At 29.7% G+C, this 12,616-nt stretch carries 13 protein-coding genes; all 13 read left to right on the plus strand.

Annotated features, from left to right (window positions below; genetic code table 11):
* The first annotated feature begins 2 nt into the window (after positions 1-2).
* Positions 3-1,025 carry an NAD-dependent epimerase/dehydratase family protein gene (locus AC0UBM_RS08560; RefSeq protein ID WP_475688340.1) on the plus strand — a complete coding sequence of 341 codons (1,023 nt, stop codon included), beginning with the start codon at positions 3-5 and terminating at the stop codon, positions 1,023-1,025.
* A 5-nt stretch (positions 1,026-1,030) separates the two neighbouring features.
* The gene (locus AC0UBM_RS08565; protein ID WP_475688341.1) at positions 1,031-1,897 is read left to right on the plus strand and encodes an ABC transporter permease; all 867 of its coding nucleotides are present in this window, start codon (positions 1,031-1,033) and stop codon (positions 1,895-1,897) included.
* 28 nt (positions 1,898-1,925) lie between these two features.
* On the plus strand, positions 1,926-3,197 hold the full coding sequence (locus AC0UBM_RS08570; protein ID WP_475688342.1) for an ABC transporter ATP-binding protein: 1,272 nt from the start codon (positions 1,926-1,928) through the stop codon (positions 3,195-3,197).
* 1 nt (position 3,198) lies between these two features.
* On the plus strand, positions 3,199-4,002 hold the full coding sequence (locus AC0UBM_RS08575) for a sulfotransferase (RefSeq protein ID WP_414036254.1): 804 nt from the start codon (positions 3,199-3,201) through the stop codon (positions 4,000-4,002).
* Positions 3,965-5,122 (plus strand): glycosyltransferase, encoded by a 1,158-nt coding sequence (locus AC0UBM_RS08580; RefSeq protein WP_459395826.1) that lies wholly within the window; start codon positions 3,965-3,967, stop codon positions 5,120-5,122. The genes AC0UBM_RS08575 and AC0UBM_RS08580 overlap by 38 nt, the downstream gene beginning before the upstream one ends.
* Positions 5,123-5,341: 219 nt before the next feature.
* Positions 5,342-6,241, plus strand: a complete 900-nt coding sequence (locus AC0UBM_RS08585; protein WP_414036252.1) for a glycosyltransferase — start codon at positions 5,342-5,344, stop codon at positions 6,239-6,241.
* 9 nt (positions 6,242-6,250) lie between these two features.
* Positions 6,251-6,922, plus strand: coding sequence for a DUF1919 domain-containing protein (locus tag AC0UBM_RS08590; protein WP_475688343.1), 672 nt, complete (start codon positions 6,251-6,253; stop codon positions 6,920-6,922).
* A gap of 1 nt (position 6,923) precedes the next feature.
* Entirely contained in the window at positions 6,924-8,063 is a 1,140-nt protein-coding gene (locus AC0UBM_RS08595) for a glycosyltransferase (protein WP_475688344.1), read from the plus strand.
* Between the two features lie 74 nt (positions 8,064-8,137).
* Entirely contained in the window at positions 8,138-9,673 is a 1,536-nt protein-coding gene (locus AC0UBM_RS08600; RefSeq protein WP_475688345.1) for an aldolase catalytic domain-containing protein, read from the plus strand.
* A complete protein-coding gene (locus tag AC0UBM_RS08605; RefSeq protein WP_475688346.1) occupies positions 9,673-10,356 on the plus strand; it encodes an acylneuraminate cytidylyltransferase family protein in 684 nt (227 codons plus the stop codon). Before AC0UBM_RS08600 ends, AC0UBM_RS08605 begins: the two co-directional genes overlap by 1 nt.
* A complete protein-coding gene (locus AC0UBM_RS08610; protein WP_475688347.1) occupies positions 10,356-10,976 on the plus strand; it encodes an HAD family hydrolase in 621 nt (206 codons plus the stop codon). Before AC0UBM_RS08605 ends, AC0UBM_RS08610 begins: the two co-directional genes overlap by 1 nt.
* A complete protein-coding gene (locus AC0UBM_RS08615; RefSeq protein WP_475688348.1) occupies positions 10,973-11,788 on the plus strand; it encodes a glycosyltransferase in 816 nt (271 codons plus the stop codon). Before AC0UBM_RS08610 ends, AC0UBM_RS08615 begins: the two co-directional genes overlap by 4 nt.
* Before the next feature lie 3 nt (positions 11,789-11,791).
* Positions 11,792-12,571, plus strand: a complete 780-nt coding sequence (locus tag AC0UBM_RS08620) for a 6-hydroxymethylpterin diphosphokinase MptE-like protein (RefSeq protein ID WP_475688349.1) — start codon at positions 11,792-11,794, stop codon at positions 12,569-12,571.
* Positions 12,572-12,616 lie beyond the last annotated feature (45 nt).

Below are 12,616 nucleotides of genomic sequence, written 5' to 3' on the forward strand. Positions count from 1 at the left end.
TTATGGAGGTAAAAACAATTCTTGTAACTGGCGCTGCCGGCTTTATTGGATTTCATGTTGCTAAACAGCTTTTAAGTTTGGGGCATCGCGTAATTGGACTTGATAATATCAGTGATTACTACGATGTGGATTTAAAGTTTGAGCGTTTAAGGCAATTAGGAATTCAGAAGGAGCATGCTGAACAGGAATTGGAAATATGTTCTAGTTCTACACACGGTCTCCAAATGCAATTTATTAAAATGAATTTGGAAGACCGTGTGGCTATGCCTAAGCTTTTTAAAACCCAAAATATTGATGTCGTTTGTAATCTGGCTGCTCAAGCTGGAGTGCGATACTCCATTGTAAATCCTAATGCTTATGCAGATAGTAATATCATAGGATTTTTAAATGTTCTGGAATGTTGCAGACATGCTAATATTAGTAAATTAGTGTATTCTAGTAGTTCTAGTGTTTATGGAAATAGTGATAGTGTCCCTTTTAAAGAAACTGCAAATGTAGATCATCCAATTAGTTTATATGCAGCAACAAAAAAAGCAAATGAATTGATGGCACATACCTATAGTCATTTATATGATATAGAGACCATAGGGTTGCGCTTTTTCACAGTCTATGGGCCTTGGGGTAGGCCAGATATGGCTATGTTTTTATTTACCGATGCTATAATAAATGACAAGCCTATAAAAGTATTTAATAATGGTGAATTGTCTCGTGATTTTACTTATGTAGATGATATAGTTTCTGGGGTCATATCAACTTTACTACAACCGTCAGATTCAAGTACTTTATATAAACTGTACAATATTGGGAATAGTAAACCTATTAAATTATTAGATTATATAGAAGCCATTGAGGTCGCTATAGGTAAAGATGCTATTAAAGAAATGTTACCTATGCAAGATGGTGATGTTAAGCAGACTTATGCAGATGTTACAAAGATTAAAAAACAATATAATTATCAACCAAAAACCAATGTAAGCGAGGGTGTAACAGCTTTTGTTAATTGGTACAAATCGTATTATAATTAATTAACATGCAAAATATAAAACAAGACGGTGATTGGACTTTAGAAATATATCCTAAATCTAGTCTATTCAATTTAAATTTGAAAGAACTTTGGAGGTATAGGGATTTGCTAATTCTATTTGTAAGACGCGATTTTGTATCCGTTTACAAGCAAACAGTATTGGGACCTATTTGGTTTATCTTACAACCTATAATTACCTCAATCATGCAACTTCTTATTTTTAATAACGTAGCTAAAATTCCAGTTGACGGTATGCCTCCTATGTTATTTTATTTATCAGGAAATTTAATGTGGCAGTATTTCGCAGGAAGTTTAACATTAACTTCTAATACATTTCGAAGTAATGCGGGAATCTTTGGTAAAGTATATTTTCCCAGATTAATCATGCCCATGTCTCTAATTATATCTCAACTGTTAAAGCTGGTTGTGCAATTTTGCTTATTTATGGCAATATGGTGCTATTTTTATTTTGCAAAAGAGTCTGAATTTCATTTAGAACCAAATGTTTATATTTTAACTTTGCCTTTACTTATTTTTATTATGGCGGGGTTGGCATTTGGAGCAGGGATGATTATCTCTTCCTTGACAACTAAATATAGAGATTTTACATTTTTATTGACATTTGCAGTCCAGTTAATGATGTATGGAACGGTTGTTATCTATCCTTTATCATTTGTTCCGGCAGAATATCAAAAGTTTATTTTAGCTAATCCTATGACGCCTATTATTGAAGCTTTTAGGTATGCATTTACTGGTACAGGAACCTTTAGTTGGAATTATTTATTATATAGTTCTTTAATTATGGTCGTTTTGGTGAGTGTCGGTACAGTTGTATTTACTAAGGTCGAAAAAAGCTTTATGGATACAGTTTAAATAATATTAATTAAGAGATAATAATTTAATGAAACCAGCAATAAAAGTAGAAAATTTAAGTAAACAGTATCGTTTAGGTAATGTAGGAACAGGTTCTTTTGGTCACGATATTAATCGATGGTGGCATTCGGTAAGAGGGAAAGAAGACCCATATCTGAAGATTGGAGAGTCTAACGATAGAACAACTAAAGGTGAATCTGACTATGTGTGGGCTTTAAAGGATGTAAATTTTACTTTGCAACCAGGAGAGGTTTTAGGGATTATAGGTAAAAATGGAGCTGGAAAATCAACTCTTCTAAAGTTACTTAGTAGAGTCACTTTACCTTCGACTGGGAGTATTAAAGCAAGAGGTAGAATAGCATCACTATTAGAAGTAGGAACAGGGTTTCATCCAGAATTAACAGGTCGAGAAAATGTGTTTCTGAATGGTGCAATCATGGGTATGACTAAGACAGAGATACGCGCTAAATTTGATGAAATTGTCGCTTTTGCAGGTTGTGAACGTTATATAGATACTCCGGTAAAGCGTTATTCTTCTGGGATGTACGTACGTTTAGCATTTGCAGTAGCAGCACATTTAGAGCCTGAGATACTTATAGTAGATGAAGTATTGGCCGTTGGTGATGCAGAATTTCAGAAAAAAGCTATCGAAAAAATGAAAGATGTTTCTAAAGGAGGAAAGCGAACCGTCTTATTTGTGAGTCATAATATGGCATCTGTAAAAGCTTTATGTACTAAAGGTTTGGTTATGCAAAACGGAACAACTGTTTTTAGTGGAGATGTAGATGATTCAATTAATTATTATTTAAGAAAAGACGTTAAAGATAATCATGCAAGTTTAAAAGATATTAAGCAACGAGGAGGGAATTCTAAATTAATGTTTTCTGAAATTAAACTTTTAAATAAGGAGAAGGTAGAAATTACTAATGCTATTTTAGGAGGCTATACTATTTTTTCTTTAAAATTAGAATCAACACAAGTTGTAAATAATTTAGAAATAAGAATTCAAATAATTGATAGTTTTGGAAATATTGTGTCAACATTAAATAACTTTCATAGCGCTGATTTATTTCAAAATATAAACAATGACGCAGTAGTTAACTGTGTTTTTGAAAATATGCCTTTGCTTCCAGGGGAATATACTTTAAGTTTAAGAGCTAGGGATCAGATTAATAAGGTGCTTTTTGATGAGTTAGAAAGTTGTTACTTATTTAAGGTTGAATCTGGAGATTATTTTGGAACTGGTCGTATACCAATTGTCAAACAAGGTGTTGTTATAAATCATAAGTGGGAATTTTAAGATGAAGAATAATATACTACTAATTGTTGGAATGCATAGATCTGGGACCTCTTTAGTATCCCAATGGATAAATGCTTGTGGTTTAAATTTAGGAGAAGAATTATATGCCGCTAGTAAATATAATATTAAAGGATATTATGAAGATTTAGATTTTTTAAATTTTCACAAAAAGGTTTTAAATGAAATTAATTCAGATCCATCGGGGCATGAGAGTTTAGATAAAATAGATAATATTATTTTAAAAGATGATCATCTAAATGAAATTCGAGGTATTATTAGTGAGAAAAATTTAAAAAGAGAACAATGGGGTTGGAAAGAGCCAAGAACTTGTCTTTTTTTAAAATATTATTTAGACATTATTGATAACCCAAAATTCTTAGTTGTTTATAGAGATGTTACTAGTGTTGTTAATTCGTTAATGAAAAGGCAGCAGAAAGTACCGGTTATGCGTAAGGGCAGAAATTTTTTGCTAAACTATATTTATAATAGACCGAAGAAGAAAGAATATATTAAAGACTATAATCATTATGTTGCTATTTGGGTTGAATATAATATGCAGATATTGAAACACCTAAAAGGTAAAGAGAATGTAATATTTGTTAATTACAATAAACTAATCGATGCAGATGAACTTGTTTTCCAAAAATTAACTAAATGGGGATTTAATCTAAATAGAGTAAAGTTTTCTACCATATTTAAAGAAGGTTTAATGAATAACTTTAAAAATGAAGATTATTTGTTAACTAAAAAAAATAAAAAGGCGGTAATTGAAATCAATAAACAATTTAATGAACTTACAAAATAAAAAAATTGTTATAATTTCTCCAAATAAAAATGCATATTCTGAAACTTTTATTCAGATGCATAGGAAGATGTTACAAGGTAAGGTGGAGTATTTATATGATAATTTTGTGCCAAAAGAATCTGAAAAGGAAGGGACTTTACTAAAATATTATTACACCCATAATTATAAAAACAAGTTCTTTAGACTATTACCTAGTTTTATTTATGAAAGAAAAATAGGCAACAAGTTAGATGATGTAGTTTTTTTGGAATATTATTTAAAGCATAAAAAAATAGATGTCGTTTTAGCTGAATATGGAATTACGGGTGCTAAATTGGCTCCTATTTGTTCCAAATTAAATATAAAATTAATTATTCATTTTCATGGTTTCGATGCTTCAGTTTATAACGTTCTAAATAAATATAAGCAAGAATATAACTACATGTTTTTGAATGCAACAAAAATAATTGCAGTTTCAAAAGTTATGTATAATCAACTTTTAAAATTAGGGTGTCCAGAAGACAAATTAATTTTAAATCATTATGGCCCAAATCCAATATTTTTTGAAAGAATTCAGAATAGTGCATCTAATCATTTTATGGCTGTAGGGAGGTTCACAGATAAAAAAGCCCCTTATTATACTATTTTAGCATTCAATGAAGTTCTTAAAAAACATCCTTCTGCAAAACTGACTATTGCAGGAAATGGGGAACTGTTTGATGTTTGTAACAATTTAATTAATGCATTGGGGTTAAAAGATTCTGTAAATTTACCTGGAGCAATTTCACCAGAAGATTTATCTGATTTATTTGAAAATTCTATAGCTTTTGTTCAACATTCAATTACAGCTAAAAATGGCGATATGGAAGGAACACCTTTAGCTGTTTTGGAATCTGGAGCTGCTAGTTTACCAGTAATATCTACTATTCATGCTGGAATTCCTGATGTGGTAATACATAGAGAAACAGGATTTTTAGTAAATGAGCATGATTATCATTCTATGGCCGAATACATGATTAAATTATTAGACGATCCACAGTTGGCTAAACAAATGGGGGCTAAAGCGAGAGAAAGAATTCAATCACATTTTAATATAGAAAAGCATATAAGGATAATTCAAGATATAATTGATAATTCATAAATACAAAAAACGATTAACTCTTGAAAATCAAAATTGTAATATTTATTTTCTAAGCATCACTCTTTTACAATTTTAAAAGGAATAGATGTTATTTAAGATGATGAATTTCATTAATTAATTTTAGATTTTCATTTCTACACGAGGATATAGCCGTGTTCACATAATACTTGATTAGGTCTTAATCGAAAGAATTTTTTTAATAAAGTAAAAGCTTAAAAAATGTTATTTTCTATACTAATAGCAAATTATAACAATGGGGATTACCTAAAAGATGCTGTTCAAAGTGTAAAAGAACAAACACATGATAATTGGGAGATTATTATTGTTGATGATTGTTCTACTGATGGTGGATTCAACGCCTTCAGTGCTCAAAACACGGATAAAAGGATAAAATGCTATACCAACACTAAAAATATGGGTTGTGGTTTTACTAAAGCGCGATGCGTTGAATTAGCTACTGGTAGTGTTTGTGGATTTTTGGATGGTGATGATAAGCTTACTAAAACAGCACTTGAAGATTTGTTGTTATTACATCGTCAGAAGCCCAATGCTAGTTTAATTTACTCGCAGAGCTACCTATGTAATGAAGACCTAGAGATTGTTAAAATTAATGATCTGATTGGGGCTATACCTCGAGGAGCCTCGTATCTAGACTCTTTATTTGGTTCACCATTAGTAAATCACTTTGCTACTTTTAAACGTGAAGCATATTTAAAGACGGAAGGTATACGTAAAAATTTAAAACGTGCAGTAGATCAAGATTTGTATTTCAAATTAGAAGAGCAAGGTGATCTTATATTCTTAGAGAAACCGTTGTATTTATACCGGTATTTAAGAACAGATGGTAAAGACGGAATTTCTACAGGACCTAATAAGCGGTTAGCTAAAGAAGATTATTTTATTGTGTTTTATGAAGCTTTACAACGCAGATTAAAGCGGGGTATCAAAATACCTAAAAAAACTAAAGATGGCTATACGGAGTTAGTTATAGATTTTTATGTCTTTAAAATAAAAAACAGTACTAATTTCTTAGATAAATTAAAAGCTTTATTGGATTCGTTTAAATATGGAGGTACCAAAGATCGTTTAAATTATAGGATTGGTTTATTACTAAAATGAAAATATAATATGAGGCTTTTAAAATCTATTAGATTCAGATATAATCATTATAAAAAACAACAAAACGCTAAAAAAGTAGCGAAATTAAAAGAGGAACATTATAATTATATAGGTGATTTTAAAACAAATCCCTTTACAATAATTTCTGCTAACTGTTGGGGAGGATCTATTTATGAGGATTTAAATGTTCCCTATCAAACTCCAACTATCGGCCTTTTCTTTTATGCAGAAGATTTCTTATTGTTTGTTAATAATTTAAAATATTATATAGATAGTCCTTTATCTTTTATTAATACTTCGAAATATAAAGAGGCTAATCACTTTAGAGCTGAAAAATATGCCTATCCAATAGGATTGTTAAATAATGACTTAGAAATTCATTTCTTACATTATAATTCTGAGGACGAAGCGCGATCAAAGTGGGAAAGAAGATGCAAACGAATTAATTGGGATAATATTTATATAGCATGTACAGATAGAGACGGCATGACCTATAAATTAATGCAGGAATATGATAAACTACCTTATAACAATAAGGTATTGTTTACTGCTAAGTTTTACCAAAATATTTTATCGGCGGTACAGCTCAAGCCCTATCAAAAACAAAATGTCGTAGGCGATTTATATAATGAACGTTATAATGTTTCTCCTTATTTTAATATAAAAAAGTGGTTAAATTAGTATGAAAATAGGAATAGTTTCAATTATGGAGGGGTACCCATGGGGTGGTAGTGAAGCGTTATGGTACGATATGGCTGTAGAGGCAGCAGAGGCCAAGCATGAAGTCTTGGTGTCTTATAAATTATGGCCTGAATTACCTGAAAAGTTACAAGTCCTTAAAGATAGTCATGACATAGAAATATTAACTCGTAATAACAGAACGATTTACCCAAGCCTATTAAAGCGAAGTTTAAATAAATTAATAAATAAATCTGAAAAATATAAACGTATTAATGATTTTGAGAAAATAATAAATAGGAAACCTGATATTCTGTTTATTAACGAAGGCGCATTTACGAGTATATTACATTTCCCCGACTTATATAATTTATTGCTACAAAATTCAATTCCATATGTGATTTTATCTCACCAGAATAGGGAATATGGATCTATTTTGTCTGATCGGTTTACCTTAGCTAAGCAGATTTATATTAATGCCAAGCAGGTACTTTTTGTTAGCGAACGAAACAAAGATATGGCAAATATATTGTTAGCAGGAGAATTGGATAATAGCAAAGTGGTGCTAAACCCAGTAAACTTAAAAGACATAGGAGTTATACCATTTCCTCAAGGATCAAAGATGAAATTGGCAATTGTAGGTAGATTACATTGTGCACAAAAAGGTCACGATATTTTATTAAGAGCTTTAGCTCTATTAAAAGATAATTTTGAATTTCAATTGACGGTTTATGGTACAGGAGAAGATGAAATTTACTTGAAAGAATTATGTATATATCTAGGTTTAGAAGAGCACGTTTATTTTGCAGGTTTTAAAAATGATGTAAGAGCAATCTGGGAAGAAAACCATTTATTAGCGTTGGCCTCTCACTATGAAGGGATGCCATTGGTTGTTGTAGAAGCTATGTTATGCGGAAGAGGTTGTTTAATTACAGATGTTGCAGGACATTCTGAATGGATTAAAGATGGAGTTAATGGTTATATATCTAAAACCCCTAATGTAAATGAATTGAAGATTACGTTAGAAACTGCATTTAATAATTTTGATAATTGGGAAACTATGGGAAAGGTGGCCTTTGCGGACGCTAGAGATAAGTATTCGACTCATCCTGGACAAGAATTATTGAAAACTATATTAGACTAATTTTGATTAAACTCAAAAATTATTGCTCTTAATTTATTAAAATTAAATTTTTTTTTAAAAAAAACTTTTGAAATATGAAAATTTTAGATTGCACTCTTAGAGATGGAGGATATTACACGAATTGGGAGTTTAGTTCGGAATTAGTAGATGCTTATTGCAAATCTATGGAAAGTCTACCTGTAGACTATATTGAAATAGGCTATAGAAGTATCCCTTTAAAAGGATATTTAGGAGTTTATTTTTATTGTCCCGAGTATTTAATGAAAACGTTGAAGGACAGAATGCCTTCGAAGAAATTGGCGATTATTTTAAATGAAAAAGATATAAAGGTTGATGATATAGAATCGTTATTAAAGCCTTGTGAACCATATTTATCATTAATAAGAATTGCCGTAAATCCTGAATTTATAGACAGGGCCATACTTTTAGCAAAAAAAATTAAATCCTTAGGATATGACGTTGCTTTTAATGTAATGTACATGTCTAAATGGGATGAGATTCCTAATTTCTTTAATTCAATAAAAAATATTGAAGAAGACGTAGATTATTTTTACATGGTAGATTCTTATGGTGGTGTAACCCCCAAAATACTTAAAGAAGTTATTAAGAATATAAGAAATGTGACAAATGTAGCTTTAGGATTTCATGGTCATAATAATCTAGAGTTAGCTCTAATTAATTCTTTAACAGCAATTGAAGAAAACGTGGAACTTATTGACGGTACTATTACAGGAATGGGTAGAGGCGCTGGAAATTTAAGAACTGAATTACTGCTTACTTATTTAAATAGTACTGGTGATTTATCTGTTAATTTTGATAGTTTGAGTAATACTGTTTCTAAATTTGAAGTTTTAAAGGCCCAATATGGCTGGGGTGCAAATTTACCATACATGTTTTCTGGAGCATTTTCTTTACCTCAGAAGAATGTAATGGATTGGGTTGGAATGAATAGATATTCTATGTCTACGATTATAAATGCTTTAAGTAATGCTAATTTAGCAATTAAGGATAATCTTGAATTACCTAAGTTTGAAGGTGAAGTTAAATTTTCGAAAGCCCTAATTATTGGAGGGGGAAAATCGGTTAATTTTAATTTAGAAAGCATAAAGGAATACGTGCAAAAAAATAATATTTGCGTAATTCATGCGGGAGTAAAGCATATTGCAGATTTTTTAAATCTGGAAAATATTACACAGTATTATTGTCTTGTTGGTTTTGAAAGTGAGAAACTAAAAAGTAAGATAAATGATTTAACAAAAATTAAGAATATTTGCATCTATCCACCATTTCCAAGGAAAATGGGTACTGTGGTAAATCAAGAATTAGAAAATAAATCTCAAGAACTAAAATCTATAAATTTTACGAAATCATCTTTTGACTCTCCCTTATCTGTAGCTATTCAAACAGCTTTAAACCTTGATGTTAAAGAATTATTTTTTGTAGGTTTTGACGGATACGATAAAAATATAAGTCAGAATCAATACATGTTGACTTCTGAAAATCAAAATATATTCGACGATTTAAATGCTTCTAATTTAGTTAAATCATATTTTTTAACAGATTCAAAATATAAAAATATCAATTTAACTTCAATACATAGTTTAATATAATGGTGACAGTTTTTTTACCGTGTAGAGCTGGAAGCGAAAGAGTTCCGGAGAAAAACACTAAAGATTTCGCAGAGATAAAGGGTGGATTGCTCAAGGTTAAAATAGATCAATTATTAAAATCTCAATTAATAGATCAAATCGTGCTATCATCTAATGATGAAAAAGTATTTGAAATAGCTAAATCAATTTCAGATTCAATTATTTTAGATAATAGACCAGATTTTTTAGCAGATTCATCTACAAGCACGGATCAATTAATTAATTATGTGCCATCAATTATAAAAGAAGGACATGTTCTTTGGACGCATACTACTTCTCCCTTTTTAAATGCAGATGTATATGATGAATCTATAAAAACTTACTTTGAAGGACTCAAAAATGAAGAATTTGATAGTCTAATGACTGTTAATAAAATTCAAAACTTTTTATGGGAGGAAAAAACTAGTTATAACTATGATAGAAATAAAGAGAAATGGCCAAGAACTCAGACATTAAAAAAGCTATACGAAATAAATAGTGGTATTTTTATTAACTCTATTAGTAATTATTTAAAACATAATGATAGGATTGGTTTAAAACCAAATTTATTTATAACCGATCGGTTAAGTTCTTTAGATGTAGACTGGCCTGAAGATTTTGAATTATGTGAGATAATATATAACAGTCTAAATAATAAAAACTAATGAAGAATATATTATGGGATTTTGACGGTGTAATTTTAGACTCAATGAGTGTAAGAGATTACGGATTCAGAAAGGTATTACAATCTTATGGAGAAGATAAAGTTGAAGAGCTAATTGCCTTTCATAGATTAAATGGAGGTCTCTCAAGATATGTTAAATTTGATTATTTTTTTAATGAAATAATGCAAGAAAATGTAGATCAAAGTTTAATTGATAATTTGTGTTTAGAGTTTTCTCAGATAATGAAAGCTGAATTAATTAATTTGGATAGATTAATACAAGATTCAGTATCCTTTATTCAGAACAATTATAATAATTACAATTTTCACATTGTTTCAGGTTCAGATCAAACAGAGTTAAGATTTTTATGTGAAGAGTTAAGTTTAACAAAATATTTTAAATCAATTCATGGCTCTCCTATACCGAAAAAGACATTGGTAGAAAGTGTTATTAACACTTATGACTATTCTAAAGACGAAACTTGCTTAATAGGAGATTCCATAAATGATTTTGAAGCAGCCGAGCATAATGCTATTAAATTTTATGGGTATAACAATATAGAATTAAAAATAGTAAGCCCAAATTATATTAATTCCTTTAATACTTTTACTTTTAGATGAGATTTTCAATTCTTTGTACAAATTATAATAAGTCAGACTACGTTAAAGAATCAATTGAGAGCGTATTAAATCAGACATTTCAAGATTTTGAATTTTTAATTATCGATGACTGCTCTACAGATAATTCTGTCAATATTATAAAAGAATATGGCGATAAATATCCTGATAAAATTTCATACTTTATAAATGAAGAAAATTTAGGAATGGCGGCAAACTATAATAAACTTCTAGAAAAAGCGAAAGGTGAAATTGTTTGCTTGATTGATAGTGACGATTTTTGGTTTAAAGAAAAATTAGATGAAGTTAATTATTCTTTTTTAAGAAACCCTAACATTGTCATGCATCAACATCCCTTAAAAATTTATCATTTTAGTAACGAAACCGAAGAGTTGTATAGACCATATCTTTTATCGGGAAATATAGTTGAATATATAAAGGAAACAGAGCAAATTCCACTTTTTGTGGCTACCACGGGTTTAAGTTTTAATCACGAAATTCTAAAGAAAGTTTTACCCATCCCAGTAGAATTCAGTAGAAATGGAGAAGCATTTTTAACTAGAACTGTTATATGTTATGGTGATGTTGGAGTTTCTTTTCGAGCATTAGGTGGTTACCGGAAAACTGATAATAATATTGTGTTTGGAAACACTTCATGGGATTCGTATGATTACATAGAGAATATTTTGAAACCTAAATTAAACAATTACTATTCAAATAATAATATACCTGTTATTTTTAAGCCTCATAAGGTTACTAAGAAGAAATTCTTCGATTACAGTATTAGAGATATTAAGAATAAAATTTTTAACTAGAATATGGTGTTAACTGAAATATTAAAGGATTTATCGCTAACCTTACGTAGGTTTAACTATGATTATAAGTATTATAAATGGCGATCTGAATGTGTACCCAAGTTAGAAAAGTATAGAAATATTCATAAAGGTGAAGATTGCTTTATAATTGGAGGAGGCCCCTCTTTAAAAAATATGGATTTAAATGTGTTAAATAATTATCACACATTTTCACTTAATAGGTCCAATTTATTATTTGATTTATTTGATATTAAATTTTCTTATCATGTAGCGGTTGATGATATTGTGTTAGATAACATAAAACAAGATTTAGAAAATAACGTATTTGGTTGTCCTTCTTTTATACCTTATGGAGTTTTAAATAATAAGGACTACATTGAACAATTATATTTAGAAGGACCATGGACTTTCCATAAGGATATTACTAAACGTATTCATACGGGAAATACGGTTACTTATACAGCTATGCAAATTGCATATTTTATGGGGTTTAAGAGGATTTTTCTTATTGGAGTAGATCATAATTGGAAACAACATGGTAAGGCTCATTCTAAAAGTGTACTAGAAGGAGTTGATGAAAATCACTTTCATCCAGATTATTTCAAAAATAAGGAATGGAAAGCTCCCGACATTCAAGGCAATGAGGTGTCTTATGCTTTAGCCAAATACCATTACGAATTAGATAATCGAATTATTTATGATGCTACACTTAATGGAAAATTACAAGTTTTTCCTAAAATTGAATTTACAGAAGCCTTAAAAATGGCTAAACCGAAATTATAAGTTCATCTAGTTTTTAATATTCATATTAGAAATAATAATCCTTTT

It is taken from the genome of Formosa sp. F44 (genome assembly GCF_056238645.1).

What these genes read in the sequence shown, in the direction of transcription:
- AC0UBM_RS08560 (WP_475688340.1), top strand. Translation starts at nt 3, where the DNA reads ATGGAGGTAAAAACAATTCTTGTAACTGGCGCTGCCGGCTTTATTGGA.
- AC0UBM_RS08565 (WP_475688341.1), top strand. Translation starts at nt 1,031, where the DNA reads ATGCAAAATATAAAACAAGACGGTGATTGGACTTTAGAAATATATCCT.
- AC0UBM_RS08570 (WP_475688342.1), top strand. Translation starts at nt 1,926, where the DNA reads ATGAAACCAGCAATAAAAGTAGAAAATTTAAGTAAACAGTATCGTTTA.
- AC0UBM_RS08575 (WP_414036254.1), top strand. Translation starts at nt 3,199, where the DNA reads ATGAAGAATAATATACTACTAATTGTTGGAATGCATAGATCTGGGACC.
- AC0UBM_RS08585 (WP_414036252.1), top strand. Translation starts at nt 5,342, where the DNA reads ATGTTATTTTCTATACTAATAGCAAATTATAACAATGGGGATTACCTA.
- AC0UBM_RS08590 (WP_475688343.1), top strand. Translation starts at nt 6,251, where the DNA reads ATGAGGCTTTTAAAATCTATTAGATTCAGATATAATCATTATAAAAAA.
- AC0UBM_RS08595 (WP_475688344.1), top strand. Translation starts at nt 6,924, where the DNA reads ATGAAAATAGGAATAGTTTCAATTATGGAGGGGTACCCATGGGGTGGT.
- AC0UBM_RS08600 (WP_475688345.1), top strand. Translation starts at nt 8,138, where the DNA reads ATGAAAATTTTAGATTGCACTCTTAGAGATGGAGGATATTACACGAAT.
- AC0UBM_RS08605 (WP_475688346.1), top strand. Translation starts at nt 9,673, where the DNA reads ATGGTGACAGTTTTTTTACCGTGTAGAGCTGGAAGCGAAAGAGTTCCG.
- AC0UBM_RS08610 (WP_475688347.1), top strand. Translation starts at nt 10,356, where the DNA reads ATGAAGAATATATTATGGGATTTTGACGGTGTAATTTTAGACTCAATG.
- AC0UBM_RS08615 (WP_475688348.1), top strand. Translation starts at nt 10,973, where the DNA reads ATGAGATTTTCAATTCTTTGTACAAATTATAATAAGTCAGACTACGTT.
- AC0UBM_RS08620 (WP_475688349.1), top strand. Translation starts at nt 11,792, where the DNA reads ATGGTGTTAACTGAAATATTAAAGGATTTATCGCTAACCTTACGTAGG.